We start from the raw sequence: 26,735 nt of genomic DNA, 5'->3' as shown, positions 1-26,735 counted from the left end.
CCGTCGGCCCACCATGGCTTGCGTGAGACGAGGTCTCCTCCGCCTCACGCCGCCGACTCACATGCGCTGGCCAGCAAGCGCGTCGACCGAAGCACGGCGCGCGCTACCACGCGGGCCGCGTGACCCGGCGTGGGGTTCTCCCTTAGCGACGCGTGAAGCGCCACGAACGTGTCGCCGGGCGCCCCGAAGCCCATAGGCAAGTGTCCGTGCTCTCCGAGGAGCCAGTCGGCGGCGAGCCGTGCCGTGCGACCGTTGCCGTCTTCGAAGGGGTGCACGGAAACGAGCCACTGGTAGAGAAGCGCGGCGCCCCATATGGCCCCGCGCTGCCGCACGCGCACGTCGACCGCGGGCAGCATCCGCTCCAGCATCGCGGGGATGTCCGCCGGAACGACGCACGCTTCTTGGTCTAGGAAGGTCGCGGTCCGCCGCAAGGACGACGGACCCGGCTCACCCAAGACGGTGGCGTTGAGGCGTGACACCGATTCGAGTGAGATCGCGGTTTCCTCCGCAATCGCGGCGACGACCTTTGCGTTGGCGGCGAGCCACGCCGCGCGCGCCTGCTCGATGACCGGCGAGGTGGCGCCGCTCTCGCCGGAGAGTGTCGCCGACGCGACGATGCGCGCCCGCGTCACCCCGGCGACCGCTTCGGGGCGCACCGTTAACCGCTGGACCAATCCCTCCGCGGCGGCGAGCTCGGAGAAGCTCTCGTTGAGCTCCTCCACCTCCGCGCGCGTCGGCTCGCGGGCAAGCAGCTCCAGCAAGCGACGCGCGAGCGGCGTCATGGGCCCACGATCTCGCAGCCGATCGCAACCTCGCCGCCGAGCATGTCTTTCAGCGTCGGGTCCTCGGCGCGGAGCGTGAGCGCGTTGCGTGGAGGTCCGCCGCCGACCGAGATGTTCGCGAGGACCACGGAGTTGTAGCTGTTACGTAGCTCGTAGCCCTCGCCCGTGGTCTTCCGGGCCACGTCCGCGCTGTAGTAGCCCATCACCCAGTGCGCAGCCGGGTCGACAAACTCGACGCGCGCCTTGTAGGTCGGTTGAGCTTGCCCGCGGTTTGCGGCTTCGGTGATGGCGATGCGCACGCGCGTCCCAGCGAAGGGACCGCGCGACAGCGCAGTCGGTGCCGTGCAAGTGGAGGGTCGCAGTTCGCCGAAGGTAGTGCTTTCCGACACGATGTCCGGCGCGGTCGCGAACTCGAGGCGTTTCGCGTTCACAATCTTCTCGAGGCCTGCGTCGACGTCACAGGTGACTTCCACTTCGCGTGATGGCTCGCCAAAGCGTGACAGCGTGAGGATCGTCCTCGTGCGGCCTTGCGAGACCTCGCGGCGAATCTCCGCGTAGCTAGCGTCCGTGACCGTCGATGAGAACGTGCCCAGGCGAATCACGTCTCCCACCCGGCTCGCTGAGAACGTCGACGTGCGCACCAGCGCGCCGGTCGACGCGTCGTAGACCTGCAGCTCTACGTGGCTCGCGCTGACGGCATGAACACGGAAGTGTGTCCCGCCTTGGGGGGCGCTCACGCACCCCCGTCCGTCGGGAAACGGAAAGGACAGCGTCGCCGAGGCGAGCTCCGAGGCTTCGTCGACGGAGGTTTCGGGGCTGGTGGTTCCGCAAGCTGCGAGGCTCGCCGACGCCAGAACTGCAAGGATTGTCTGCTTCATGCTCGCCCTTACAGCAGGGGCCGTGCCGAGGTCGACGCCTTGATATCTCCTGGAAATTTGCCCGAATGCGCGTCGTGCCTCGGCGCAGGCGTGGCGTCGCGCCGCCATGAGCGGTCACGTCACCCGTGCCGGAGCGGGAGCGCCATGCCCGCGCGTTGCATGGCCCTGGACGCGCGTTCGCGTCAGTCGCCGTCGTCCTGCGACGAGTCGCTCGCGCGCTTTCGCTGCGCCAGGCCCAGGCGAATGAGGTCGACGCGCGAACTCAAGACGGCGCGCGCGGTCTCCGCCCATTCGGCGTACCAACCGCGCAGCGCCAACATCGCCGGCTCGTCGTCGAATTTCGGCTCGGGGCGCGGCGCGTTCGGCGTCTCGCCGAGCGCGACCTTGGAGAGCGCCAGCCACTCGGCGCGGAGCGCCGGCGAAAAGCCGCGGTCGGCGAGCGTCGCGAGCGCTTCGCGATTCGCCTCGGCGGCGAGCTGTGAGCCTTCGAAGGGGTCCTTGCTCTCGAGGAGCGACAGCATGTCCAAGAACATCCGAACGGTGAGCGCCGCGTTGCCCTTGCCCATGCGCTCCGCCTCGGCGACGCGTCCGAAGACGACGGCCTCGTGATCCGGGTGCCGGCGCCCGAGGGCGGCGCGCGCTCGTCGCAGATCGATGCGCGCGACGGATTCCATCGCCGCCTGGGCACGCGCGCGGACCTCTTCTTCTTCGCCGCGTTCGGGGGCGAGCGCGTCGGGCGCCAAGCGCAGCGCGTCGGTCAGGAGGCGAATGCCTTCTTCGTGGTGGGCAGCCGTGTACCCCGCCTTGGCGAGCTTGAGCTGCAGCTCGGAGCCTGTCCGCACGCCGCGCAAGAACGCCAGCACGCGCGATGGCGTCTCGGTCATTACCTGACGGCTTAGGCCTTCAGTTTTCATCGTGTTTGCACCTTGCGAAGCTTGCCCGTGAGGATCGGTCGCGTGTCGGGTGGTAGCAACGCATGAAACGAAGATGTCATCAAGGCGTATGGACGATGTGTACCTATGTCGAAGTTGAACATATGCTTGTCGGCACTGGTAGCTACCTTGTCGGTCATGTGCTGGAGAATGACGTCACGCAGACAACTAGCCACAGGCGACCGACAAGCAATCGAGACAGAAGGCAAGCGCTCACTCGTGTTGGTCAAGTCGCCAGCATGGTGAACAGCCTGCGCCGGAGCGCCGGAACTTGCGACTCTCGACGGCGCACAGCCCTGACCACCCTGAGTGGAGCGACCGACCGACCGGCCGGACGGCCGCCGGCCCCGCGGGCGAGTCAGTTTGCATGCTAATTGTCGAACCCCGCCCCCCGCGCCGCGCCCCCCGGCGCCGCCCCCCCGGCCCCCGCCCCCGCGCCCGCCCGGCCAGGCCCTGACTCGCCTCGCCCACAAAGCCCACCTCTTCCGTTCGCTCACGCCGCCTCCGCCGACCCGCGCGCAGCTCTCGCCCCGCCGGAAAAACCCGCTCCTCCGGGCTGGAGCATCGCGGGGAAGGGAAGTAAGGTGCGCGCCGCTCGAACCTCAGCGTCTGCCGCTCGTCCGCGAGCGCCGTCGCCGCGGCCTGACGCGCCTTTTCGCTCTCACTTCGTTTGGAGGCTCCCGTGAAGAAAATTGCCCTTGGCTTAACCTCGGTCGTCGCGTTCGTGATGAGCGCCGTGGGTGGTTGCTCGAGTGACGAGCCGGCCGCCGGTTCGCCGGACAACGACTCGGGTGTCTCCGAGACCTCGACCGTCGATCGCAAGGCGCCGCCCCCCGTGCAGACCGACGGCGGCGACGCCGTCTGCGCCCCGGGCGACGTGGCGTCCTTCAAGCCCATCTGGAAGGCGCCTTCAGGGTTCAACCAGAAGCTGTGCACGCCCGAGCAGGTCAAGCTGCTCGCCGACTGCGTTTGGTCCCACCCTGGCCGTGACGACGCTGCGTGCAAGACGTTCTTCAACTCGTCCGTCAACAAGGCGTGCGTCGGCTGCGGTTACACGTCGACGTCGTCCGCCAAGCTCGGCGCCATTGTCTCGAACAACACCTCCGTGGCCGTCAACTACGCCGGCTGCGTCGCCCAAAAGCTCGGCGACGTGACCGCGAATGGCTGCGGCGCAAAGGTGCAGGCGGCGGCCCTTTGCCGCGACGAAGCGTGCGTCGACGCGTGCCCCGTTCCCGACGACGACACCGGCAAGGCCTTCGAAGCCTTCTTGAAGTGCCAAGACGATGCGGCCACGAGCGTTTGCCAAAGCTACGCGGACGCCGCCGCTTGCGCCGACGACGCGCTCTCCGACGGCGGCGTCGCCGCAGACTGCAACCCCGACACCACCGATTTCGGCGAGCGCGCGGCGATCTACGTCGAGCTCTTCTGCGGCGGGCTCGCAAGCGACGCCGGTACCGACGGCGGTAGCGACGCCGCTACGCAGACGGACGCGTCCGTCGATGACGCGGCTGTCGATGCTTCCATCGATGACGCGGCGACGACCGACGCCGCGACGCCGGACGCGGACGACGCGGCGACGGCCACCGATGCGCCCGCCGACGCTCCCGCCGACGGCGGCTGAGCGGCCGCGAATCGCGGCGGGTGAGCGAGCCGTGATGATGGCTTCCGCTCCTCCGGCGCCACGCACCGCCGACGATGAGACCTGGCGCCCTTCGGGTTGCCAGGTCTCGTCACATCAGCGCGTCACATCAGCACGTCACATCAGGCGACCGAGCCGCTCGAGCGCGAGCCCTAGCTCCTTGAGCGTCGCATTCTGCGTCCGCGAGAGCTCCTCGAAGCGCGTCGTTGCCGAGAGCACTTGCTCGATGCCGATGGCTTGCGTGCGCTGGCTGCCGCTCAGTTGCGACAAAGACGCGTTGATCGCCTCGATGGCTAGCGTGATTTGACGGCCGCCGCGCGTTTGCTCCTGCGAGCTTCGCTCCACGTGTTGCGTGATGAGCCGCATCTTCTCGGCGCTCTTCATGATGAGCTCCGAGCCGCGCGCCTGCTCCGCCGTGGCCGCCGCGATCTGCTGGACCGTCTCGGCGATGCGCCCGATGGCGTCGGTCACCTGCTTGGAGCCCTTGGCTTGCTCGACGGTGGCGCGCGCGATGGCGCGCACCATGTTCGTCGACTTCTGGCTGCTCTCGAGGATCTTCTTGAGGGCGCGCTCCGCTTCGTTCGACACCTCGACGCCGCGATCGACGTTGTGGGCGCCCCGCTCGACGGCCGCGATGGCGTTCTTGGACTCGGTCTGCACGGTCTTGATGAGATCGGTGATCTCGCGCGTGCTCGCGCCGGCGCGCTCCGCCAGGTCTTTGATCTCGTCGGCCACGACGGCGAAGCCCTTGCCCTGCTCGCCGGCCTGCGCCGCGATGATGGCGGCGTTTAGCGCGAGCAGGTTCGTCTGCTCCGCGACGTCGTCGATGACGTTGACGATCTGGCCGATGGCCTCGATGCGCGAGCCGAGGCTCTGGATGACGGAGACGGCCTCCTGCGAGCTCTCCTTGATGCGGTAAATCTCGCTGATGGTCTTGAGGATGGCTTCGGCGCCCTTCTCGGCGTCGAGGGCCACTTCTTCCGACAGGCGCGCCGTCTCGTTGGCGTTCGATTGAACCTGATCGATGGACACATCCATCTGGTTCATCGACGAGCTCGTCTCCTCCGCCGTCAGCGACAAGGCGTCGACGTTCTTGGCGACCTCCTTGATGGAGTAAGCCATCTCTTCGATGGAGCTCACCGTCTCGCGGACGCTCCCCGCCAGCTCGCCGACGTTCTCGGCGACCTCTTCGTTGGTGGCCGTCATCTGCAAGATCGAGGAGCTCGACTCTTCCGCGCCCGTCGTGAGGGCCTCCACCTGCTCGCTCACGCCGCGAACGCCGCCGGCGATGCCGCGAATCAGCTCCCGAGCCTCCTCCCAAAGCGCGAGCTGCGAGCTGCCGCTCGAGCGGAGCCGCTCGATGGCTTCCTCGAGCACCTTCTCTGCGTCGCGCATCGCTTGATCGCGCGTCGCCACGTCGCGGCGCACTTTTTGGTGCGACTCGAGGAGCATCGTGAGCTCTTCGCCCATGCGCGCGAGATCGGGCGGCGCGCCCTCCGGCAGCTTCGGCGTCTCGCCCAGGGCGGCGCGCCGCACCAGCTCGAGGGCCGGTCCCAAACCGGTGCCGCTCCCGCTGGCCACGAAGAGCGCGATGGCGCCGGCGACGCCGACGACGAAAAGCGCCGTCTCGCGTTCGATGGACTTCGCCGTGCCGAGCACGAAGGCGAGGACCACCAAGAGGACGGCGAGGGCGAGCTGCTTCGGCGTGACGGTCATGAGCGTGCCGCGCGAGCGCGTACGCGCCGCGGCGGGGACCCTCAACCCTCGTCGTCCCCGATTCCGGCGGTGCCGGCACCGGCAGGAGCGCCCGGAGGCGCTCGCGAGCCGTCTTTAGCGCCACTTCGCTCGCGTCGATGCCCAAGTACCTTCGCTCGAGGCGCGCCGCGACGGCCAGCGTGGTGCCGCTCCCGGAGTACGGATCGAGCACCAGATCGCCCGGCGCGCTCAGCGCTCGGACCACGCGTTCGAGGAGCGCTTCGGGCTTTTGCGAGGGGTACCCCGTTCGCTCGCGCGCCACCGGTGCGATGACGCCGATCTCCCAGACGTCGCCCATGGGCACGCCCGAGCTCTCATCCTCGGAGCTCGAAGAGCGCACGCGGCGGCCGGACTTCCCAACGACGGCCTTCTGCTTCTTCGTGCCCCAGGTGGCCAACGTCGACGGCGCCAGCGGCTCGTAGAGCGTCTTGAATCGTGGCTCCGCCTTCGCGTCTTTGCGGTAACGCAAGAGCACGTCGTGGACCCGCTGGAAGTTCGGCGTCTTGGACGGCCAGCGCCGGTAGCGCCACACGATCTCGCTGGCGAAGCACTCGTCGCCGAAGATCTCGTCGCAGAGCACCTTCACGTAGTGGCTCGTCTTCGGATCCACGTGAACCACCACCGACCCGTGCGGCGCGAGCAGCTCGCGAATGGGCACGAGCCGGTCGGCGAGGGCCTCGAGGTACGCGGCCCGATCGTCCCAGCGATCGTCGAAGGCCACGTCGAGGCTGCGCTCGCCGACGGTCTTGCCCTTCCGAATGGCCTTGTGGACGCGGCCCGTGAGAAACGGCGGATCGAGGTACGCCAAGGTCACGCTCTCGCGGTGCGTCTCGGCGAGCGCCGAGAGGACCTTCGCGTTGTCGCCGCGTAGCAAGACGCCGCGCGACGTCTCGTGCTCGATGGCGCCCCGCAGGCCGTCGCCCACCTCGCGGTGCCCGCTGTTGGCGGGGCACTTCTCGGAGGATGTCGTCGAAGGCGCGCGCTCCGGCGCGGCGTCCTCGTCGGGCGCGCGCAAGCCGGGCAGCACGCGCTCCTTTCCGCCCCACGCGAGGCGAACGGCGCGGCCTTGCTTCACACGATCGAAGTGTAGTGAGGCCGCCTCTCGCGACGCCACTTTTCGGCCACGCGCGGCGCTCCGTCGAGCTCGTCGGGCGCGCGCGTCACTCAGAGACCGCTTCGGTTATGCTCGCGCTCCGATGAGCGACGAGCGACGCCGAGGGCAGCACCGCGTGAGCGTGAGCATCGCGCTTGCGGCCGCGTTCGCGCTCATTGGATGCGCGAGGCAAGCCGCCGACGCGACGCCCGAGGGCGCCGTGCACCTCTGGATCGAGCGCGCGGAAGCCTCGCTCGAAGATCGCCGCGCCGCGCGCGAGGCTTACGCGCTCCTGGGCCCCGTCGCCCGAGCCAACCTCGAGGAGCGCGCCCTTCGCGCGAGCCGCGGGCAGGGGCGCCGCGTCGAGCCCCACGAGATGCTCGCGGAAGGACGCTTTGGCCTGCGTTTCCGCCCCAAGACCATGAGCGCCACGTTCCTCGGCCCCGACGACGCCGTCGTGCACGTGCGCGGTAGCGGTGCCGAAGAGCACGCCTCGGTCCGTTGCCACAGAGAAAACGGCACGAGCTGGCGCATCGAGCCGGGCTTGCCCGCTCTTTCCGCTTCCCCGCGTCGCGACGACGCAGGGCAGTAGCGCGCGGTCGCTAGGCGATTTACGTTCCGGGGGCACCATGGCCTCCGACCTCTACGCAACCCTTGGCGTCCCCAAAGACGCCGACGGCGAGACGCTGAAGAAGGCGTACCGGAAGCTCGCGCAGAAGCTCCATCCGGACAAAAACCCCGGCAACAAGGACGCTGAGACTCGCTTCAAGTCGGTCAACCACGCCTACGAGGTGCTCTCCGACCCCAAGAAGCGGCGCCTCTACGACGAGTTTGGCGAAGAGGGCCTGCGCGAAGGGTTCAACCCGGAGCAGAACCGCGCTTACCGAAGCTGGTCGTCGCGGCAGGCCCAGGGCGCCGGCGCGGGAGGTTTTCCCGGCGGGTTCTCTGGCGGCACCGTGAACCTCGAAGATCTCTTCGGCGCCAACACCGGCGGTGGCGGCGGCGTGGCTGCGTTTGGCGATCTCTTTGGCCGAGGGCGGCGCCGCGGGCCTTCAAGGGCGGCGACCTCTCACGAGCACCATCACCATCGACTTCGCCGCGTCGCTCCACCCCGCCCCCGGCACGACGGTTGAGCTTCGGCCCCGCGGCGGCGGTGGCAGTCCCGTGACGGTGCGAATCCCCGCCGGCGCTGACGAAGGCGATCGCGTGCGCATTCCCGGGCAAGGCGCGCCGTCCGCGAACGGCGGTCCGTCTGGCGACCTCGTCCTCGAGGTTCACGTCGAGCCCCATCCCTACTTTCGCCGCGAGGGAGTCGATCTCCACCTCGACATGCCGCTCACGGTCGCCGAGGCCTACGGCGGCGGAAGATCTCCCCTGCCCACGCCCGACGGCCCCGTGAAGCTCTCGGTCCCGGCCGGCGCGCAGAGCGGCACCGTGGTGCGCCTCCGCGGCAAGGTGTGGCGCGAAAGCCGAAGGAGCCGGGCGATCTCTACGTGAAGTTCTTGATTCGCCTGCCGGCGGTTCAGAGCCCCGAGGCCGAAGAGCTCATCAAGAAGCTCGCGGCGCTCGACGCGACCGATCCGCGAGCGGCGATCAAGCTGTAGTCCGTAGCCTCGAGGTCCCGGTGACGCCCCTAGTAGGCTGCGGACGGCTCGAATCCCGTCGTCTTTCCTTTACGTCGCCCAGCGTCTAGGATGTGTAGAATGCATCGATCGACGAGCCGCCGTACGATCGCTTTGATCTCCCTCTTTGGAGCCGTCGTTGCCGGTGCTGGAGCCGCCTGCGAAACCGCAGGGGATGATCCCGCCGGCGACGCAGGCACGGACGCCGCGGCGGGTTCCGATGTCGCGCCCCGTCGACTCAGCCAGGAGCGACGGACAAGGGGACGGTGGCGCCGGCACAGACGGAGCGATCGCCGTGGGATCCGACGCCGCCGATGACGGCAGCCTCGACGGCGGCGCGAGCGACGCGGCAACCGGTGCCGATGCGGCCATCCCGATCCCCGCCGACTACACCGTCGACAGCGTGGTCGGTGACGACACGAACCCGGGCACGGCCGCGCTCCCGCTCCGGACCCTAGGTGTCGCGTTCGCTTTCGCGGCCGACGCCGGCGGCCCGCGCCGCATCCAGCTTCGACCAGGCAGCTACGTCGGAGGCCTGCTCAACGTGCCTTCAGGGGTCGTCGTCGTCAGGGGACGAGGCGTCGCGAGGAACCGCGAACGGCGGGACGCTCGTCACAGGCGTCAATCAGCAAGTGAAGGCCGGTGCTCGCCTGTCGGGATTGAAGTTCTCGACGCCCAACACCGCCCTGTCGTTCGCGGTCACACTGCAGGGGGGCGCCGTCACCTCGAGCACGTTCGAGGGCGGCGCCGGGGTTCTTGTCGCCGGCGGGGGTACCGTGGGCGCCCACATCCAAAACAATGTCTTCGCCACGCTCTATCAGGGCGTCGAGGGGTGCCAACCGGATGCGACGCGCTGATCGAGCAGAACAGCTTCACGAGCTCCGTGTCGGTCCCCATCACCCTCTATACGGGGAGCCTCGCCATCATCCGCGCCAACACGATTGTGGGCTCGGGCGTCGTCGGGATCCAAGCGGCCAGCGGTAGCGCGCAGATCCTGCTCAATACGTTCTCCGCGACCAGCTACACGGGGGGCGCTCTCGCTCTTGCGGGGCCTCACACGGTGAGGGGCAACACCATCCAGAGCACGTCCAAGGACGCTGTGGTTGCCAACGGCGACGTGGACCTTGGGACGGTCGCCGATGCCGGCGGCAATGTGCTAGGGGCTGGCGCCGCGGTCGGTCTTCGCGCGAACGGCAACGTGCAGGCCTTGGGCAACAGCTGGGCGCACACGCCGCCCGGCTGCGGCGTTGATGCGATCCTTGTGAACGCCGCGAGCAGCATCGCTCTGCTCCCGGATGGAGGCGGGTGCTTCTGATCGGCGGCGGCGCCGCGATCTTCCGCGACTGACCCCGCACCCCGCTTCGTTGACCTTCGTGGACGCACCGTCCACTATTGCGTCGCGCCATGTGGATCGTACGCCTCGCCCTAAGGCGCCCCTACACGTTCGTCGTGCTGGCGCTGCTCATGCTGGTGGCCGGCTTTCAGGTCATTCGCAAGACGCCGACGGACATCTTCCCGACGATCGACATCCCCGTCATCACCGTCGTCTGGACCTACGGAGGCCTCCCGGCGCAGCAGATCGAGCGGCAGATCACCCAGTTCAGCGAATATTCGCTCTCCGGCAACGTCGCCGATCTCAAGTCCATCGAGAGCCAGTCCTTCGATGGCATGTCGATCATCAAGCTCTACCTCCAGCCGGACGCCGATGTGCCGTCGGCCATGGCCGGCATCACGGCCGTCTCGCAGACCATTGTGCGCCGCATGCCGCCGGGCACGCAGCCGCCGATCATCGTGCGTTACAGCGCGTCGAGCGTGCCGATCCTCCAGCTCGCCTTTCGAAGCGACACGCTGCGCGAGGCGGAGATCTTCGACCACGTGAACCAGCGCGTGCGAACGGCGCTCTCCGTCGTTCGCGGGACGCGCTTTCCGCTCCCGTCAGGCGGCCGCGCGCGGCAAGTGAGCGTCGACCTCGATCTCGACGCGCTCCGCGCCCAAGGCCTCTCGCCCCACGACGTCAACCTCGCCGTCTCGGCGCAGAACCTCACGCTGCCCACAGGCAGCGCCAAGCTCTACGACCGCGAGGTCCGCGTCAGCTTGAACAGCTCGCCGGTGCTCATCGAGGCGCTCAACGACATCCCCATCAAGAAGCCCGACGGTAGCGTGGTCCTCGTGCGCGAGGTCGCCCACGTTCACGACGGCTTTGCTGTGCAGACCAACATCGCGCGCCTCGACGGCGCCCGCGGCGTCGTCTTGAGCGTACTCAAGACGGGCGACGCCTCGACGACCGAGGTCGCGGGCCGCATCAAGGCCATGCTCCCGACGATTCGCGCCTCGGCGCCGCCGGGCCTCGAGGTGGAGCTGCTCGCCGATCAATCGCTCTACGTGACGCGCGCCATCGACGGCTTGCTCGTCGAGGGCCTCATCGCCGCCGGCCTCACGGCGACGATGATCCTCCTCTTCCTCGGGAGCTGGCGGAGCACCATCGTCGTCGCCGTCTCGATTCCGTTGTCGGTCGTCGCCGCATTGCTCGCGCTGAGGGCTCTCGGCCACACCATCAACGTGATGACGCTCGGAGGGCTCGCCTTGGCCGTCGGCATCTTGGTCGACGATGCGACCGTCGAGGTGGAGAACATCCACCGCAACCTCGCCATGGGCAAACCCTTGGTCCAGGCGATCCTCGACGGCGCCTCGCAGATCGCCGTCCCGGCCTTCGTCGCGTCGCTCTCGATCTCCATCGTCTTCGTCAGCGTCGTGTTCCTCGACGGCCCGGCGCGCTTCATGTTCATGCCCATGGGCGAGGCCGTCGGCTTCTCCGTCATGGCGTCGTACCTCCTGTCGCGAACGCTCGTGCCGACGATGGTCATGTTCCTCCTGCGGCACGAGGCGGAGGCGCCGCATGGCCCGGCGAAGGGGCTTTTTGGTTTCTTTGAGCGGGCGTTCGAAGCGTTGCGCACGCGCTACGTCGCGATCTTGGACGCGGTCCTTCATCGACGCCGCATCGCCTTTGGCTCGTTCGCCGTCGCCGTGGCGGTCGCCGTAGCCGTCGTGCCCTTCGTGGGCCGCGACTTCTTCCCCACCGTCGACGGCGGGCAGGTGCGTCTCCACGTCACGGCGCCGCCGGGGACGCGCATCGAAGAGACGGAGCGGCACTTCACGCGCGTCGAAGACGCGCTGCGCGAGATCGTGCCGGCGCGCGACCGCGATCGCATCCTCGACGTCATCGGCTCGCCGGGCGGCTACACCTTGGCCACGACCGACAGCAGCAACCTCAGCTCCGCCGACGGGGAGATCCTGATGACGCTCGCGCGCACGCGAAAGCGCGCCACGGCCGACATCATCAAGGAGCTTCGCACCGAGCTGCCGGCGCGGTTTCCCGAGCTGGGCTTTTACTTTTCGCCAGCCGACATCGTGACCCAGATCTTGAACTTCGGCTTGCCCTCCGCCATCGACGTGCAGGTCTCGGGCGCCAAGCAAGACGTCACCTACGGCATCGCGAAGCGCGTCGAGGCCGATCTCCGGAAGGTGCGCGGCGTCGTCGACGTGCGCCTACATCAGATCGTCGATGCGCCGCGCCTTCACGTCGAGGTCGATCGCTGGCGCGCCGCGCAAGTGGGCCTCACGCAGCGCGACATCGCCAACAACCTCTTGCTCCTCGTCTCGTCGAGCGGGCAGGTGAACCCGTCCTATTGGACCGACCCGGCCACAGGCAGCGGCTATTCGGTCGCGGTGCAGGTGCCCGAGTGGCGCGTCGACTCGGTCGAGAAGCTGACGGCGCTCGGCCTCAGCACCGCCGGCGGGAGTCAAACCTTCGGCGACATGGCGAAGGTCGACCACCGCATCACGCCGGTGGTCGTCAGCCACGTGAACGTCCAGCCGACCTTCGACGTGCGCGCGAACATCCAAGACACCGATCTCGGCAGCGTCGCCAAAGACATCGAGGGCGTGACGGCCAAGTACATCAAGGAGCTTCCCCCTGGCGCGACGCTCGCGATCCGCGGTCAGGTCGACAGCATGAACGAAGCGTTTAAGAGCCTCGGCTTGGGCCTGCTCGTCGCGGCGCTCGTGGTCTACGCGATCATGGTCATCAACTTTCAGTCGTGGCTCGATCCGTTCATCATCCTGACGGCGCTCCCCGGCGCGGGCGTGGGCCTCGTGCTCGCGCTCTTCGCGACGCAAACGACCTTCAGCATCCCGTCCTTGATGGGCGCCATCATGAGCGTTGGCGTCGCGACGGCGAACTCGATCCTCATCGTGTCCTTCGCCAACGAGCGACGCAGCGAAGGCCTCTCGTCGCGCGAGGCGGCCCTCGACGCGGGCCGCGTGCGCCTTCGGCCCGTGCTCATGACGGCCCTCGCGATGATCATCGGCATGCTCCCCATGTCGCTCGGCCTCGGCGAAGGCGGCGAGCAAAACGCGGCGCTCGGTCGCGCCGTCATCGGCGGCCTCTTCGGCTCGACGATCGCGACCTTGTTCTTCGTGCCCGTCGTGTACACCGTGCTGCGGGCTCGGAACAAAGTTCGCACCCTCGATCCCGCGCTTCGCGATGCGCCCCACGATGGTGCGGTGGCAGAATGAAGAGGACGTCATGACGATGCCGCATCCGCCAACAGAGCCGAAGCTCGCCGAGGACGCGGCGCTCGCTGGCGAGCGGCGACGTCCGGCGTTGGGGCGCTACGTCTTCTTGGCCTTCGCCGTGATGGCTGGCGCGCTGGCCATCGGCGCTCTGCCCAAGCTTCGCCAGCGAGACGCGCTCACCAAGGCGGCGGCCGAGTCGGGCGCGCCCAAGCGCGTCCTCGTGGGCAAGGTCACGGCCGGCTCGAAGCGCGTGGAGACGACGCTCCCCGGCAGCGTCGCGCCGTTCCAATCGGCGCCGCTCTACGCGAGGACGACGGGCTTCGTTCGCAGCTACAAGGTCGACCTCGGCGATCGCGTAAAGGCTGGCGATCTGCTCGCGGTCATCGACGCGCCGGAGACGAAGGAGGAGCTGCAGCTCGCCGAGGCGCGCAAGCGCGAAGCCGAGCTGAACCTCGACATCTCGAAGTCCATCGCGGAGCGCAAGGACGCCCTGTCGAAGAGCGGCCTTGTCTCGCAGCAAGACGTCGACGAGCAACGGGCGAAGGCGAACTCGGCGGCGGCGGCCCTCGGGACGACGCGCGCGGAGGTGGGACGCATCGGCGCGCTCATGAACTACCAGCGCATCGTGGCGCCCTTCGACGGCGTCGTCGTGCGGCGCGGTGTGGAGGTCGGCTCGCTCGTGACGCCGAACGTCGGCAGCGCCGGCACGGTGCTCTTCGAGATCGGCAAGCTCGATACGTTGAAGGTCTTCGTCGACGTGCCGCAGTCGGCGGCGAGCGGCGTCCGCGTGGGCACGAAGGTGAGCGTGTCGCTCCCGTCGTCGCCGAAGGCGCCCATCGAAGGTGTTGTGGCGCGCACCGCGGGCGCCCTCGATCCGTCGACGCGCACGCTCCGGACAGAGATTCATGTGCCCGGCGGAGGCGTGCTCCTCTCGGGCGCCTTCGTCAGGGTCCGCATCGCGACGGAGCGCCTGGCGCCGCCGCTCATCGTCGCGGCGAGCGCGCTGGTGGTGCGCAAGGAAGGGACGCGCATCGCCACCCTCGACGCGTCGGGCCGCGTGCTCCTGAAGACGGTCGTCATCGGCCGCGATCTCGGCAAAGACTTGGAGATCGTCGACGGCCTCACGCTCGGCGACACGGTCGTGCTCAACGCGTCGGATGATCTCGTGGATGGAACGGTCGTGAACCCCGTGGAGCCCAAGGCCCATGGCGCGCCCTGAGGCGCAGAAGGCAGAGGCGCCGCCCCGAGCTGCGCGCGGCAGGCCGCGGAGCGAGGATTGCCGCTGCGCGATCCTCGAAGCCACGGCGGATCTCCTCGAAGAGCGCGCGTACGCGGGCGTGAGCATCGAAGCCATCGCGGAGCGCGCCGGCGTCTCGAAGCAGACGATCTACAAGTGGTGGAAGAGTCGCGCGTCGCTCGCGATGCAGGCCTACGCGGAGCGCCAGTTACGGCGAAACCCGTTTCCCGACACGGGCAACGTCCGCGAGGACTTGCTCTCCCTCATGCGTCAGAGCTGTCGCTTGCTCCGCGGCGGTCGCTTCGGCGAGACGATGGCGGGCTTCATCGCGGCGGCTCAGTCGGACGCGGCGCTCGCGGAGGAGTTTCGCGAGACGTACGTGCAGACGCGGCGCAAACACGTCGCCGAGGTGCTCGATCGAGGCGTCGAGCGCGGCGAGCTCCCGCGCGGGCTCGATCGCGGGTTCATGATGGATCTGATGTTTGGCCCCGTTTGGTATCGGCTCCTCTTGCGCAACGCGCCGCTCGACGACGCGTTCGCGGAAGCGGTGGTGGACGCGGTGCTCTCGGCGACGCTTCGCGAGGCGCGGTAGTGGGCGAGAATTTGCGTCGCCGAATAGCGAAAAAGGAGAACGCGCACCTCCGGCCGTCCTCGCGATGGCGCCGATTGCGAGACGGTTTCGAGGCCCCGCGTAGCGAGAGCGTCCGATGGGGACGATCCTGCGATTCAAGCTGAATCGTCTCCTGGTTCGCCCTGGTCAAAGAGACTTTGAAGAGCGGTGCGCGTTCCTGTGGCGCGGGGGGCCACAGCGAATGGAGCCGAGCGCGATGCGCCAGCGGACATTCGGCGACGATGTCGTCTAGGCAGAAAGGGGGCAGGGGGTGAACGATTCGTTCATCCCCGAATTGGTGGGCAATCATTCAAGCGATGCGGACACCTGCCTCGCTTCGCGAACGTCTGGCACCGCGGCGCCCGGCTAGAGGCCTTGGTCAGCATCTTGCTTGACCGGCTGTGGAGCACGGCACCTCGTGCTCTCAAGAACGGAGCGCAGCACGTGAGATCATCGCAAGCGGCACAGTTCGAACTCGATAGCGCGGCGCTCGCAAGCGTGAGCGGTGGCATGAGCACGAGCGGCTTCAGGCCCTCGACGAACATGGATCGCGTCAACGACGCCCACCTTTGGACGCCAACCGAAGATGGACGCGTCGTCGGCCCAACGGGCGCCTGGACGTGGGACCGACCATCAACGCCAACCAGCCCGACAAGATCTACAGCGCCACGGAGGGTGGTGAGCTCATCGGCCCTGACGGCAAGGGAGTACATCGATCCCGGCCTGGGCTCTTACGGAAGGGTGGAAGCCGCGAACACCGAGTACCGGACTCCGGCCTTCGACGACGCCAAGAACTACATGAGCGACGCGCTCAACTTCAACCTATCGCCCACGGAGGACGGCAAGGTTGTCGGATCAAACGGTCGCGTCTATGACGACCCGTCGATCAACGAGAACCAAGACGTGTACACGCACAAGCCCGGCGAATTCGTCCCGGGCGTTCACGAGAATGAGGCAGCGCCGAACGGCTACAAGACGTGGGGCCTCATGGGGAACGGCGCCGAACCGACCAGCGCCCCCGGTGGGCTCCCCGCAGGCGGCGCCGACGAGACTGGGTTCGTGCAGGCGTTCGGTGGGGCCGAAGGTGCCGGCGACAGTGGTGGCGGTCAGAACGGCGGGTTCCAAAGCAGCAGCGCCGACGAGACAGGGTTCGTGCAGGCGTTCGGCGGGGCCGAAGGCACCGGCGAGAGTGGTGGCGGTCAGAACGGCGGGTTCCAAAGCAGCGGCGTCGATGAGGCGGGCTTCGTTCAAGCGTTCGGTGGGACCGAAGGCACCGGCGAGAGTGGTGGCGGTCAGAACGGCGGGTTCCAAAGCAGCGGCGCCGATGAGGCGGGCTTCGTTCAAGCGTTCGGCGGGACCGAAGACGGTGGCGGCGGCGGGCCGAGCGGCGGGGGCGATCAGACGCAGAGCTCGTCGGGCGGTGGTGCGGATGAGGCGGGGTTCGTTGACGCCTTCGGCGGCGCTGAGTGAGATAGGTCGACGCAGACTCCGACCGAGCCGAGCCGCTACGCGGGAGGGGCGCCCCTCCAACGAGACGCTTTCGAGCCCCCGCCCAGCGATAGAGACTGTGTTTGCCTCCGCCGCGTGATTGCTCACGTGATGCAGGCCCCCTGTATCGGGTGACTGGCTGACGCTTCGTTCGCCCGGCACGACGACGAAGGTGCGTGAGATGACGAGTTGGCCTACGGCGTCGTCTCCGAGTCCGCTCGCTTCTCTCGCCCGACGACTCCTTTAGTCGACGTAGTGGCGCCGCTTGCCCGAGACGCGGCCGCCGACGAAGTCGATGTTGAGCACCTCTCGCGAGAACGGCGAGGTGGGGCGCACGACGCACATGCGACCGTTGACGATGCGCGGAGAGCTGCCGCGAGCCGCGAGGGCTCGACCGCGGGTTCATGATGGATCTCATGTTTGGCCCCGTTTGGTATCGGCTCCTCTTGCGCAACGCGCCGCTCGACGACGCGTTCGCGGAAGCGGTGGTGGACGCGGTGCTCTCGGCGACGCTGCGCGAGGCGCGGTAGCACGCGAGAATTTGCGTCGCCGAATAGCGAAAAAAAAACGCGCACCTACGGCAATCCTCATTCTGTCGCGGATTTCGAGACGCTTTCGAGTCCCACCGTAGCGAGAGAGACTGTGTTTGCCTCCGGCGCGTGATTGCTCACGTGATGCAGGACTGTGTCGGGTGACGGGGCTAACGATTCGTTCGCCCGGCACGACGACAACAGTGCGTCAGAGCGCGAGCGACTGGCTCGACCTCGAAGGCTTCCGCGATCTGTCGATGTGGATCCAAGTCGCTGACGTGACGAGCGGCGCCGAGGTGAAGCTCACGCTCGAGACGGCGCCGATGGAAGACGAGTCGCTCTTTCAGACACTCACGATGCAGCCATCGGGCACCGTGCTCTCGACTCGCGGCGTCTACTTCGCGGCCTCGCGCGCGAACGTGTCGAAGGTGCCGCTCTCCAAGCATCTGCGCTGGGCGGTCTCCCTGACCTCGGAGGGGACTGGAACCTCACCTTCCGGCTGGTTGTGGCGCTCAACCCCGTCGTGCGCGAGTTCCGTGCGTCGCGCGGGAGCGACCTCTTCGCGATTCCCGAGGGCATGTCTACAGCAGCGTCGACCCCGCAGGAGCGCGCTGAGATGCACAGCCTTCTGTTCCAGGACATCGTCACCGTCTACGGCACGACCACCACGACCAGTGGCGCAATCCGACGCCGAGGCGCTCGACCTTGCGGCGTACCAAGACTTCAGCGCGTGGATCGAGGTGATGGCGCTCGCGCCGGCGGCGCGCGCCGTCGCCGAAGCTGTGGCTCGAGACGGCGCCGCTCAAGGAAGAGGCGCTCTTTGCGTCGCCACAAGACGGACTGCAGACCAACGTGCCGCTCGTCGTGGGGCTCACGACGACGCGCAACATTCTGAACGCGCCTCTTCGCGACACGACGGCGCAGCAGATCCCCTTGGCCCGCTGGCTGCGTTGGCGTCTCGACCTCGCGTCGGCGTCGTCGAGCTGGTCGGTGACGTTTCGGATTCACTTGGCGGCGCACTCGGTGTGGTTGCCGCGCGCCTCTTGAGGTCTCGATGCACTCCGTTCGTTTGACCGATTGGATCACGATTCGCGGCAGCGGCACGACGCCCGTCGTCCAGTCGGAGGAAGACTGGCTAAGGGCGCCGGAATACGCCGATGCCGTCTTTTGGGTGGAGGTCACGGAGGTCACGAACCCTGGCAGCGGCACCGTGGCGCTGCGCTTCGAGACGGCACCGGCGCCCTTCGAGAGCCTCTTTGTGACGCTCGACTCCGTCGACGTCTTGACCGTGGGGCCCGCGCCGGTCTTGCGGAAGGCGTTCATGAACCAAGTCGTGAAGGTGCCCCTGGCTCGGCTCCTTCGTTGGAAGCTCGTCGGGTCGGCCGCGGGGACGTGGGATGTGACGTTCCGCGTGCACGTGACCTTCGGGGAAGGCGTGCGCTCGGCGATGTCGCCGAGGAGCGCACTCGACTCGACCGGCGCAGGAACGCAGCCCGGGTTGCTCCTGTGGCTACGGGCCGACCAGGGCGTGGTGCTCAGCGGCTCGAACGTGACCGATTGGCTCGACCAGTCCGGCAACGGCAACCACGTCACGCAGGCCGTGGCGGGGAGTCGGCCGGTGCTCGTGAACAACGCCGTCGGTGGGAGGCCCGCGCTCGACTTCTCGGGCTCGAAGTTCATGCAGAACACGCTCACGAGCCTTGTTGCGGGAGGAGCGGCGTATTCAGTGTTGTGCGTGGCGAAGAACGGCAACGGCACGTTGCTTTCATTGCGGTTGGCCTCCCCGCCCGCGACCACCTACTCGGCGAGCATGTTTTTCTTGGCCAACACCTACGTCTACAGCGATAGCTCCGTCGTCAACGAGACGGTCGACAACACCTTGGCCGAGACGCAGTCGGCCTCGGCAGCGTTCAAGAGCTGCCATCGGTACGAGGGGGCGGGGCAGTTTGCCAAGATCACGCTGAACACCACGCCCCGCACCATCACGGGTGGCTTGCTCAGACAACGGCGACCGGCGCGACGGGCTTTTCGAGTGGGCGTGAACACGCAAACGGTGCCCGAGTATTGGAACGGCCTCATCGCGGAGGTCATCGTCGTCAGGGGCGCCATCTCCGACCTCGATCGGCAGCGCATCGAGCTCTACCAGCGGAACTACTTCGGGGTGTAGGCGATGCAGAGCTTTCTTCTTCAGGACTGGTGACGGTGGGGACCGACGGCGGGGCAGCAGGCGTCGTTCAGGCGTCCGGCGGCTGGGTCGACTAAGGCTTCGCGAGCGAGGTGGTGTTCTTTCTCGAACTTGCGCGCCGGACGACGCTGAGCCCACAGAACATGATCTACGAGACGGCGCCCTTCCGTGATGCGAGCACGTTTCGAGCCTTGGGTACGCCGCTCAGCATCACTTCAGCGGGCGCGACACCAACGGTCAGTCGCTTCGCGCTCTACGACAACCCGGCGCAGCCCGTCTCCCGCTGGGTGAGGTGGCGCACCGTGTCGCAGGATACAGGCGTCAGTTGGAACATCACATTTCGCATCACGATGATGGCGTACGCGCGCTGAGCGCCCACGAGAAGCGCGACGGGCGAGCGAGAGACGAGGACAACGTGTGGTCGAAGGTCATTCAAGATTGACGACGCTGCAACGCTCGGGCGGGCCGACGGAGATCGTGCAGAGCGAGGCCGTGTGGGTCCCCGCAGACGAGTTCCAAGACGCGCAGTTTCTGATCGAGGTCGGCAAGATCATCGTGAGCGGCACCAATCTCTACCTGCGCATGGAGACGGCGCCGTCGGAAGACGAGGCGCTCTTCCTGCCGCTGCAAGCACCCACGGCGGTGAACCTCGCGACCATCGGTACGTCGACGGTCATGACGGCGCTCGCGCACTCGGTCTACGGGCCGCCCGTCGGCAACTGGGTGCGCTGGGCGCTCGAGTCGGCGGACAGCGCCACGTGGAGCGCGACGTTTCGGATCACGATGTCGGCGATTTGAGGGCTTGGGGCGGCAACGAACAGCGCGATGCGCGCGGAGGGAGAGACCATGCACGGATTCTTGTTGCAGGATTGGACCACGATTCGAATGCAGTTCGGCCTATCCAACGTGATCCAGACGGAGGCCAACTGGCTCGACCTTCAGGGCTACCAAGACGCGGTCATGTGGCTTGAGGTGCGCGAGGCGTCGTTCGCGACCGGGACGTCGCCGCCGACGCAGCTCAAGTTCGACTACGAAACATCCCCCACACGGGATGAGTCGATGTTTCGCGTGGGCGTGTCGAGCGCGGCGTTCACCGGGCCGTTTATCGGCAGCACGCCGGACGTGCAGAAGATTCTCGTTAGCAGCACCGTGCCGTTGGCGCGCTGGCTCCGCTGGAAGCTCGCCATCGCCGCCGGTGGCGTCGGCACCGTGGGCGCGTCCGACGTGACATTTCGCATCGCCGTCGCGGCGAACATGATTGGAGGCAGGTAACATGCAAGGATTCCTGTTGCAGGATTGGACGACGATTCGCATGCAGTTCTCGATTCAGAGCGTGATCCAGACCGAGGCCAACTGGCTCGACCTCCAGGACTACCAAGACGCGACCGCATGGCTCGAGCTTCGCGAGTGCACCATCGCAACGGGGCACACCTCGTTGAGGTTCGACTATGAGACCGCACCCACGCGAGACGAGTCGATGTTTCGCGCGAGCGCAGCGAGCCCGACGTTTACGGCGACGCCGCCGCTCTTGGCCACGAGCCCCGATGTGCAGAAGCTCGTGCTTGGCAATACCGTTCCGCTAGCGCGTTGGCTCCGATGGAAGCTCATCGCGACGGCGGTGGGGTCGTCCGGCGTCTCCGACGTGACCTTCCGCATCGCCGTCGCGGGCAATCGGGTGGGGGGAAGGTGAGAGTGACCTCGGAGCGCGTAGGCCCGGGGCCGGACCACGGAGCCTGACTGCCGTCGATGGGCGCGAACAGGACCGCTTTCAGACCCGCGAACCGCGAGCGGGCCAACGGAGCGAGCGTCCCGAGGGACGGCGACTGATGTCTGAAAATGAAGCAAACGAGGAGACCGTGATGCAAAAACAACGACCCGATAGCGGCGACGAGGCACTCAGCGTTGATCGTGAGCACGATGAGAGCGTTTGCTCGGAGGTCTCGGCGGTGAGCATCGCGGCGTCCGTCGTTCCGACTCCGTCCACGCCTGCGGTGGCGGCTGGTTCCGAACGAAGCCGCGTCGTGCGGTGCTCAAGAGCTCACGTTCCGCGTGGCAACGCCTGGCAACGCAGGCGGCTCATGAGGCATGTGCGGCGGCCCAACGTCACGGCTAGCGGAGGGCGCGGGTGAGCCCCGCTCGAAGCGCCCGCCAAGTCAGCACGTAGCGACGGAGTTCACATGGCACTTAGTCGAATTCAGAGGATGTCCCGGCCGGGCATCGTCGTGCCGATGGCCTACGACACACTGCGCAACGAGCGCACGCTGGTCGTCGGTCCGAGGCAAGCGACGAGCAACAACATCTACCACGGCCTCACGTCGGACTTTCGGACCATTGGCGAGGCGATGCGGGTCATCCCGCTGCCGCCGAAGAAGAACTACACCGACGTAGACTTACGGCCGGGTGAAGACACCTGGACGATCCTCGTGACGCCTGGCGTCTACTACGAGGAAATTCGCATGAAGCCCAACGTGCTTCTTGTTGGGATTGGTCAGTCGGCCACGATCTTCCCTCCGAACGGCGCGTGGGTGTCGCCGGAGGGCCCAGGCGGACGCCGAGCGGTGGTCTACATGAATCACAACACGTCGGTCAGCAACCTCAACTTCGCGAAGTCCGCGAGGATGAAGTCCACCGATTACGTCTTCTGGAACCGCGACATGTACAACGTTGGGCTTCGGCTCGAAGGGCGGGACATCCAGGTTCCTGACGTAGCGTATCCGGCGCGCACGGCAGAGCGCGTCCTCGACGCGAGCGGGATCGCGATCAAGGACGTTTGGGTGTGGCCTTACGGGGACAAGGGCAAGACGCTGCTTCTGGAAGGCGACTGGCACACCGCGCTCTTCACAGACTTCGGCAGCTCGTACAACGAACGCGACGGCTACGACATCGAGGTTCGTTGCAAGCACAAGAACGCCGATTGTCACTTCATGAACTGCTTCTTCGACGCCCTCTTCATGGAGGAAGGGCCGGGAGGCTGCATGCTGATCGAGGACGCGTTCGACGTGCACGTTCGTGGATCGCTCCTCCGAACGAATGTGACCGAGGCGTACTACACGGCCAAGAACTTCGACAAGGCGACAAGCGCGTATCGGCCGATACCAGGCTCGTGCGTCTGCATACGTGACACGGACGAGACTTCGTCGGCGTCTGATGTGTCGCCCACCTACGTCTTCCTGGAGAACACGTCTCTCGAGGCGCCGTCTTTTCCGGCAGCGTCGCGGAGCGCGCTTCAGATCCTCGGCTCGCGCGCGAAGTGCTCATTCCGCAACTCGTCTGCCGATTCGTTCGATGGAGACATCAGCCAACTCGATAGGCCCGCCCTCTCGTGAGGACCGCGACTTGGGAACGATTCGGGCGCTATGGGGCGCGGGCGGCGCTCGTTCTCTTGCCCGCGCAATGGGCCTGCGAGCGGGAGGTGCAGCCAACACCTGAGCAATGCGATCCGAACGCACGGTTCTTGTACCCGAACGCCGCCGCGGCCGTTAGCGACTCGCTCGGCGCGCTTGTCGACGATCCGACCCCGATGCTATCGGGCGACGAATTGACGGTGTACTTCCATGCGCAGCACAATGGCGCGACTGCGCTCTACCGCGCAACCCGCACCGATCGCAAGCAACCGTTCGGCCGGGCCGGAACCCTGTCTGGAGCGCCCGGTGGACTGGCGGGAGTGAGCACCGATGGGCAACGCTTGTACTTTAGTACGGGGACGGCGGTTCGTAGGGCCCACTTTGTCCCCCCTGACGCCGTCGTGCCGGATGCGGACGACGAGGTGTTTGCCGGGGGGATCACCTTCACCGGCGTCCTCGTGTCGGCGAACGAGACGGTCATCCTGTATTGGAGAGAGGGTCGCATCGTTTCGAATGCGGTCGACAACCCGCCAATCTATCGGAGAGAGCGGGGCTGGGCAGTGGGGCGAGGAAACGGACTCAGGGGCGCGAGGGCGCCTTGGCGCAGTCTCGGCCGACGGCGCGCTCTTGGTCGCGGACCAGACAACGTTGGGAGGCCAGCAAATGCCCTTCGCCTACGAATTTCGTGCGGGTGAATCTCGCTACGGCAAACCCGTTAGGGTGGGGGACTGGTACCACGCGTCAAGCCGCTGGCTCTCGCCCGACGCGTGTCGCCTCTACGTGAGCGGTTCGGCTGGCCCCGTGACGGGCCAACCGAACCACACGATTAACTGGCTCGAGCGCGCTCGATGAGAACGCGTGGCGCGGCCGCGCGACACGGGGCGGGCTCGTCCAACGGTTGCCGCGCCTACTGCTCCTACGCAACGCCCGGCCTCTGGATCGCGCAGCGAGGCAAGTGACGAGTTGGCCTACGGCGTCGTCTCCGAGTCCGCTCGCTTCTCTCGCCCGACGACTCCTTAGTCGACGTAGTGGCGCCGCTTGTCCGAGACGCGGCCGCCGACGAAGTCGATGTTGAGCACCTCTCGCGAGAACGGCGAGGTGGGGCGCACGACGCACATGCGACCGTTGACGATGCGCGCCGTCAGCGGTCCCGCTTGGCGCGCTTGTCCGGGCGGCCCGTCCAGCAGAACCGGATCGTTCGTCTGCACGAGGAGCGCGCCTTCGTAGAGGGAGATGCTCCCGACCTTCCCCGCGACGGCGCGCTCCAGCACCGCGTCGAAGGCGTCGCCCACGTTCACCGCCGCCTCGAGCGGCGCAAGCGACTTGCCGAGGGAGCAGCCTGACAGCGCGACCGACGTCACCGCGCCCACCGCGACCACGAGGACCCCGAAGAGGGGAGTCAGGATCCTCGGGAGGGGCAAGCGCATGAGCGGAGAGCGTGGCGGCGCTCGATCAGACGACGCAACAGAGCCGCGCATTCCAGTTGGGGGCGCTTTTCGCGGGGAGCCCACGAAAATACCTTTCGACCTCGACCTCGACCTCGACCTCGACCTCGACCTCGACCCCGACCCCGACCCCGACCCCGACCGCGAGCCCAGGTCTGGCGGCTGCTCTAGGCGACGGTCTCGTAGTTCTCGAGGTCGAAGCGCCTCGTGCGGTGGCGGAACTCGAGCACCGAGCCGGGCCACATGGTGGTGTTGCGGCCGCTCTTGCTCAGGTACCAACTCTGGCAGCCTGACGCCCAAACGGTGCGCGCGAGGCGCCGCTCGAGCCAATCGTTGTATTGGCGTTGCGCACTCTCACGGAGCTCGATGGAGCCCACCTCGTCGAGCGCTGCGAAGGCGCCGCGGAGGTAGCGAAACTGCGCCTCCATCATCGCGATCATCGAGTTGTGCCCGAGGCCCGTGTTGGGGCCCACGAGGAGAAAGAAGTTCGGCAGGCCTCGGATCGTCGTGCCCAGGTAGGCGGAAGGGTCCTCCTTCCAAAGGTCGTCCCATGTGGCGCGTGGGCCTCGCGCCGCGAAGGGAGGCGACGCGTTCGCCGCCTCGAAGCCCGTCGCGAAGACGATGGCGTCGAGCTCGTGATGCGCGCCGTCGCTCGTACGCAGCCCCGAAGCCGTGACCTCCACGATGGCGCACGTTGTGACGTTCACGTTCGGTCGCGTGAGCGCCTCGTAGTAGTCGTCGGAGAGCAGGATCCGCTTGCAGCCCATGCGGTAGCGCGGCGTGAGCTTGTCGCGTAGCTCCGGATCGCGCACGGCGCGATGAAGCTCCTTCAGCGTCGCGCGCTCCACGTAGCGCATGAGCTCGGGCTTCCGCGTGAGCGCGACCGACAGAAGCTCGTGCCGCGCAAAGAACGCGGCTCGAAGCGCGCGCTGCGTCGCGGGCGCGCGTCGAAAGAGCGCCTTGAGCGCGGTGGGTACCTCGCGATCGCCGCGCGGCACGATCCATGGAGCCGTGCGCTGGAAGACCGTCAACGACGCGACCTTCGGCGCGATGGCGGGGACGATCTGGATGGCGCTCGCGCCCGTGCCAATGACGGCCACGCGCCGGGCCTCCAATGACACGCTGTGATCCCACCGCGCCGAGTGGAAGGTCGCGCCGCGAAACGACGAGAGGCCCGGGAGCTCGGGCACGACCGGCTGGTGGAACGCGAGGCCCGACGCCGACACGAGCGCGCGCGCGTAGACGACGCGCTCCATGCTTGTCTCGATGCGCCAGCGTCGTTGAGCCGGTTCCCACGTTGCCGCGGTGACCGGCGCCCCCGTCCACAGGCGGTCGCCGAGCGCTTCGGCGTGGCGACGCAGGTACGCGAAGATCTCCTGCTGCGGCGCGTACGTTCGCGACCAATCCGGGTTCGGCGAAAACGAATAGGAATAGAGCTGCGACTCGATGTCGCAAGCGACGCCCGGGTAGTGGTTGTCGCGCCACACGCCGCCCGGCTCGCTCTTCGCCTCGAGCACCAAGAACGAGCTCCCCTCGCGCGCGAGGAGCGTCGCGAGCCCCAGGCCCGCGAAGCCGCCGCCAACAATGGCGACGTCAACGATCACGCGGCGCCTTGCTCCGCAAACGCCTCGATGGCCATCCCGGTCGAGGTCCCGGTCCCGGTCGCGGTCGTGGTCGCGGTCGTGGTCGCGGTCGTGGTCGTGGTCGCCGCTGCCCCTTGCGTGTACCCCGCCTCCTCAAGGTACCTCTCCGCGAGCGCGTCGAGCTCGCGGTCGAGCGGATGAAAGTCGCGCTTCATGTATTCGCGAATGCCGCGCACGAAGATCGACGAGACGCCCTCTTGCCCGAACATCCGGAGGAAGTCCTTCGCAAGGCGATGCGGTTTCTCCTCTTGGAGCAGAAGCGACACGGTCGCGAGAGCCCAAAAGCCTCCGAGGCACGCCGTCGCGACGAAGAGCCCCGCGAGTCGCAACGGATAACTCGGCGCCACCGCGGAGAGCACGTCGAAGGCCACGGCGCGGTGTTCGATCTCCTCGGCCGCGTGCCACAGGAAGAGCTCGCGCATCGTCGGGTGCGCCTCGTCGAGGGAGCGTGACACGAGCGCCTCTTCTGCCAAGAGCGCCGTGAAGTGCTCGCACGCGGCCGTCGTGGCGAGGCTCAGCGATGCCGGCGAGATGCGCTCGATGAGCTTGTAGGCGACGCGCTCGTAGAACTGAAGGAACCCAGTCACGTTGTACCCCTGCTCGCGCAAGAGCGCGATGACGCGGTCGTGCTCCTTCGCGTGGCGTCCCTCTTGCCCGAAGAAGCGCTTCGCGTGCGCGACGAGGGTCTCGTCCTTGAGCTCGCCCAGGTACGCGCGGACGGAGCGAACGAAGAAGCGCTCGCCGGCGGGGAACAAGAGGCCCACGCCGTTGGCGAGGTGCGTGGCGACGGCGTTGTCCGCGAACCAAGCGCGCGGGACGGGGCCGTGGCTCGACATCTTGGGTGAGCGGACTTCGGGGAGCGGACGCTGCGGCGGATGCAGATCAGCCATGAGGGCCTCCTTGGGCGTTTCCAGAGTGTGGCGTCTATTGAACCAAAGTCAATAGTGGCCCGGCGGCGCATTTCCCGTAAGCTGCGG

Annotated in this window: 25 protein-coding genes and 1 pseudogene; 18 read left to right on the top strand and 8 right to left on the bottom strand. The window is 67.4% G+C overall.

Going from position 1 to position 26,735, the window contains the following annotated elements; translation table 11 throughout:
- Positions 1-44: 44 nt before the first annotated feature.
- The 3 genes from IPG50_14080 to IPG50_14070 all read right to left on the bottom strand — a co-directional run bounded on the left by IPG50_14080 (position 45) and on the right by IPG50_14070 (position 2,574).
- A complete protein-coding gene (locus IPG50_14080) occupies positions 45-782 on the bottom strand; it encodes a Fic family protein (GenBank protein MBK6693316.1) in 738 nt (245 codons plus the stop codon).
- Positions 779-1,660: a hypothetical protein gene (locus IPG50_14075; protein MBK6693315.1), complete on the bottom strand. Its 882-nt coding sequence runs from the start codon at positions 1,658-1,660 to the stop codon at positions 779-781. The genes IPG50_14080 and IPG50_14075 overlap by 4 nt, the downstream gene beginning before the upstream one ends.
- 182 nt (positions 1,661-1,842) lie before the next feature.
- Positions 1,843-2,574: a hypothetical protein gene (locus IPG50_14070; protein MBK6693314.1), complete on the bottom strand. Its 732-nt coding sequence runs from the start codon at positions 2,572-2,574 to the stop codon at positions 1,843-1,845.
- 700 nt (positions 2,575-3,274) lie between these two features.
- Here IPG50_14070 and IPG50_14065 point away from each other — a divergent pair.
- Complete coding sequence (locus IPG50_14065) at positions 3,275-4,213, top strand: hypothetical protein (GenBank protein MBK6693313.1); 939 nt, start codon at positions 3,275-3,277, stop codon at positions 4,211-4,213.
- Between the two features lie 135 nt (positions 4,214-4,348).
- Here the strand turns inward: IPG50_14065 and IPG50_14060 are convergent, their stop codons facing one another.
- Positions 4,349-5,701, bottom strand: a complete 1,353-nt coding sequence (locus IPG50_14060) for a chemotaxis protein (GenBank protein MBK6693312.1) — start codon at positions 5,699-5,701, stop codon at positions 4,349-4,351.
- Between the two features lie 352 nt (positions 5,702-6,053).
- Positions 6,054-7,154, bottom strand: a pseudogene (locus IPG50_14055) (site-specific DNA-methyltransferase).
- 28 nt (positions 7,155-7,182) lie between these two features.
- Between IPG50_14055 and IPG50_14050 the strand changes: the two are divergent.
- The 17 genes from IPG50_14050 to IPG50_13970 all read left to right on the top strand — a co-directional run bounded on the left by IPG50_14050 (position 7,183) and on the right by IPG50_13970 (position 22,652).
- Positions 7,183-7,671 (top strand): hypothetical protein, encoded by a 489-nt coding sequence (locus IPG50_14050; GenBank protein MBK6693311.1) that lies wholly within the window; start codon positions 7,183-7,185, stop codon positions 7,669-7,671.
- 37 nt (positions 7,672-7,708) lie between these two features.
- Entirely contained in the window at positions 7,709-8,212 is a 504-nt protein-coding gene (locus tag IPG50_14045) for a J domain-containing protein (GenBank protein ID MBK6693310.1), read from the top strand.
- 37 nt (positions 8,213-8,249) lie between these two features.
- Positions 8,250-8,576 carry a hypothetical protein gene (locus IPG50_14040; protein MBK6693309.1) on the top strand — a complete coding sequence of 109 codons (327 nt, stop codon included), beginning with the start codon at positions 8,250-8,252 and terminating at the stop codon, positions 8,574-8,576.
- Positions 8,577-9,159: 583 nt separating this feature from the next.
- Entirely contained in the window at positions 9,160-9,558 is a 399-nt protein-coding gene (locus IPG50_14035; protein MBK6693308.1) for a hypothetical protein, read from the top strand.
- A complete protein-coding gene (locus tag IPG50_14030) occupies positions 9,534-10,016 on the top strand; it encodes a hypothetical protein (protein ID MBK6693307.1) in 483 nt (160 codons plus the stop codon). Before IPG50_14035 ends, IPG50_14030 begins: the two co-directional genes overlap by 25 nt.
- Before the next feature lie 89 nt (positions 10,017-10,105).
- The gene (locus tag IPG50_14025) at positions 10,106-13,276 is read left to right on the top strand and encodes an efflux RND transporter permease subunit (GenBank protein ID MBK6693306.1); all 3,171 of its coding nucleotides are present in this window, start codon (positions 10,106-10,108) and stop codon (positions 13,274-13,276) included.
- A 10-nt stretch (positions 13,277-13,286) separates the two neighbouring features.
- A complete protein-coding gene (locus tag IPG50_14020) occupies positions 13,287-14,495 on the top strand; it encodes an efflux RND transporter periplasmic adaptor subunit (protein MBK6693305.1) in 1,209 nt (402 codons plus the stop codon).
- On the top strand, positions 14,482-15,105 hold the full coding sequence (locus IPG50_14015) for a TetR/AcrR family transcriptional regulator (protein MBK6693304.1): 624 nt from the start codon (positions 14,482-14,484) through the stop codon (positions 15,103-15,105). Before IPG50_14020 ends, IPG50_14015 begins: the two co-directional genes overlap by 14 nt.
- 696 nt (positions 15,106-15,801) lie before the next feature.
- On the top strand, positions 15,802-16,593 hold the full coding sequence (locus IPG50_14010) for a hypothetical protein (GenBank protein MBK6693303.1): 792 nt from the start codon (positions 15,802-15,804) through the stop codon (positions 16,591-16,593).
- Between the two features lie 422 nt (positions 16,594-17,015).
- Positions 17,016-17,141 carry a TetR/AcrR family transcriptional regulator C-terminal ligand-binding domain-containing protein gene (locus IPG50_14005; GenBank protein ID MBK6693302.1) on the top strand — a complete coding sequence of 42 codons (126 nt, stop codon included), beginning with the start codon at positions 17,016-17,018 and terminating at the stop codon, positions 17,139-17,141.
- An 852-nt stretch (positions 17,142-17,993) separates the two neighbouring features.
- Positions 17,994-18,188 carry a hypothetical protein gene (locus IPG50_14000; protein MBK6693301.1) on the top strand — a complete coding sequence of 65 codons (195 nt, stop codon included), beginning with the start codon at positions 17,994-17,996 and terminating at the stop codon, positions 18,186-18,188.
- A 7-nt stretch (positions 18,189-18,195) separates the two neighbouring features.
- Entirely contained in the window at positions 18,196-19,308 is a 1,113-nt protein-coding gene (locus tag IPG50_13995) for a hypothetical protein (protein MBK6693300.1), read from the top strand.
- A gap of 110 nt (positions 19,309-19,418) precedes the next feature.
- Positions 19,419-19,697 (top strand): hypothetical protein, encoded by a 279-nt coding sequence (locus IPG50_13990; GenBank protein ID MBK6693299.1) that lies wholly within the window; start codon positions 19,419-19,421, stop codon positions 19,695-19,697.
- A gap of 67 nt (positions 19,698-19,764) precedes the next feature.
- The gene (locus IPG50_13985; GenBank protein MBK6693298.1) at positions 19,765-20,124 is read left to right on the top strand and encodes a hypothetical protein; all 360 of its coding nucleotides are present in this window, start codon (positions 19,765-19,767) and stop codon (positions 20,122-20,124) included.
- Positions 20,125-20,172: 48 nt separating this feature from the next.
- On the top strand, positions 20,173-20,598 hold the full coding sequence (locus tag IPG50_13980) for a hypothetical protein (GenBank protein MBK6693297.1): 426 nt from the start codon (positions 20,173-20,175) through the stop codon (positions 20,596-20,598).
- Position 20,599: 1 nt separating this feature from the next.
- Positions 20,600-21,016, top strand: a complete 417-nt coding sequence (locus IPG50_13975) for a hypothetical protein (GenBank protein MBK6693296.1) — start codon at positions 20,600-20,602, stop codon at positions 21,014-21,016.
- A 487-nt stretch (positions 21,017-21,503) separates the two neighbouring features.
- Positions 21,504-22,652 (top strand): hypothetical protein, encoded by a 1,149-nt coding sequence (locus IPG50_13970; GenBank protein ID MBK6693295.1) that lies wholly within the window; start codon positions 21,504-21,506, stop codon positions 22,650-22,652.
- Positions 22,653-23,686: 1,034 nt separating this feature from the next.
- On the opposite strand, the gene IPG50_13965 is transcribed toward IPG50_13970, so the two are convergent.
- The 3 genes from IPG50_13965 to IPG50_13955 all read right to left on the bottom strand — a co-directional run bounded on the left by IPG50_13965 (position 23,687) and on the right by IPG50_13955 (position 26,648).
- Positions 23,687-24,097 (bottom strand): hypothetical protein, encoded by a 411-nt coding sequence (locus tag IPG50_13965; protein ID MBK6693294.1) that lies wholly within the window; start codon positions 24,095-24,097, stop codon positions 23,687-23,689.
- A 185-nt stretch (positions 24,098-24,282) separates the two neighbouring features.
- On the bottom strand, positions 24,283-25,719 hold the full coding sequence (locus IPG50_13960) for an NAD(P)/FAD-dependent oxidoreductase (GenBank protein MBK6693293.1): 1,437 nt from the start codon (positions 25,717-25,719) through the stop codon (positions 24,283-24,285).
- Positions 25,716-26,648, bottom strand: a complete 933-nt coding sequence (locus IPG50_13955) for a metal-dependent hydrolase (protein ID MBK6693292.1) — start codon at positions 26,646-26,648, stop codon at positions 25,716-25,718. The genes IPG50_13960 and IPG50_13955 overlap by 4 nt, the downstream gene beginning before the upstream one ends.
- Positions 26,649-26,735 lie beyond the last annotated feature (87 nt).

The sequence above is a fragment of the Myxococcales bacterium genome, assembly GCA_016703425.1.
GTDB lineage: Bacteria > Myxococcota_A > Polyangia > Polyangiales > Polyangiaceae > JADJCA01.
The sequence above is the reverse complement of the archived record's forward strand: the minus strand, read 5'-3'. Positions and strand labels throughout refer to the sequence as shown.

Coding starts and splice junctions, on each gene's coding strand:
- IPG50_14070 (MBK6693314.1), bottom strand. CDS start 2,574: ATGAAAACTGAAGGCCTAAGCCGTCAGGTAATGACCGAGACGCCATCG.
- IPG50_14020 (MBK6693305.1), top strand. CDS start 13,287: ATGACGATGCCGCATCCGCCAACAGAGCCGAAGCTCGCCGAGGACGCG.
- IPG50_14045 (MBK6693310.1), top strand. CDS start 7,709: ATGGCCTCCGACCTCTACGCAACCCTTGGCGTCCCCAAAGACGCCGAC.
- IPG50_13955 (MBK6693292.1), bottom strand. CDS start 26,648: ATGGCTGATCTGCATCCGCCGCAGCGTCCGCTCCCCGAAGTCCGCTCA.
- IPG50_14050 (MBK6693311.1), top strand. CDS start 7,183: ATGAGCGACGAGCGACGCCGAGGGCAGCACCGCGTGAGCGTGAGCATC.
- IPG50_13970 (MBK6693295.1), top strand. CDS start 21,504: ATGGCACTTAGTCGAATTCAGAGGATGTCCCGGCCGGGCATCGTCGTG.
- IPG50_13995 (MBK6693300.1), top strand. CDS start 18,196: ATGCACTCCGTTCGTTTGACCGATTGGATCACGATTCGCGGCAGCGGC.
- IPG50_14080 (MBK6693316.1), bottom strand. CDS start 782: ATGACGCCGCTCGCGCGTCGCTTGCTGGAGCTGCTTGCCCGCGAGCCG.
- IPG50_14005 (MBK6693302.1), top strand. CDS start 17,016: ATGATGGATCTCATGTTTGGCCCCGTTTGGTATCGGCTCCTCTTGCGC.
- IPG50_13975 (MBK6693296.1), top strand. CDS start 20,600: ATGCAAGGATTCCTGTTGCAGGATTGGACGACGATTCGCATGCAGTTC.
- IPG50_13980 (MBK6693297.1), top strand. CDS start 20,173: ATGCACGGATTCTTGTTGCAGGATTGGACCACGATTCGAATGCAGTTC.
- IPG50_14060 (MBK6693312.1), bottom strand. CDS start 5,701: ATGGGCGAAGAGCTCACGATGCTCCTCGAGTCGCACCAAAAAGTGCGC.
- IPG50_14025 (MBK6693306.1), top strand. CDS start 10,106: ATGTGGATCGTACGCCTCGCCCTAAGGCGCCCCTACACGTTCGTCGTG.
- IPG50_13965 (MBK6693294.1), bottom strand. CDS start 24,097: ATGCGCTTGCCCCTCCCGAGGATCCTGACTCCCCTCTTCGGGGTCCTC.
- IPG50_14015 (MBK6693304.1), top strand. CDS start 14,482: ATGGCGCGCCCTGAGGCGCAGAAGGCAGAGGCGCCGCCCCGAGCTGCG.
- IPG50_14075 (MBK6693315.1), bottom strand. CDS start 1,660: ATGAAGCAGACAATCCTTGCAGTTCTGGCGTCGGCGAGCCTCGCAGCT.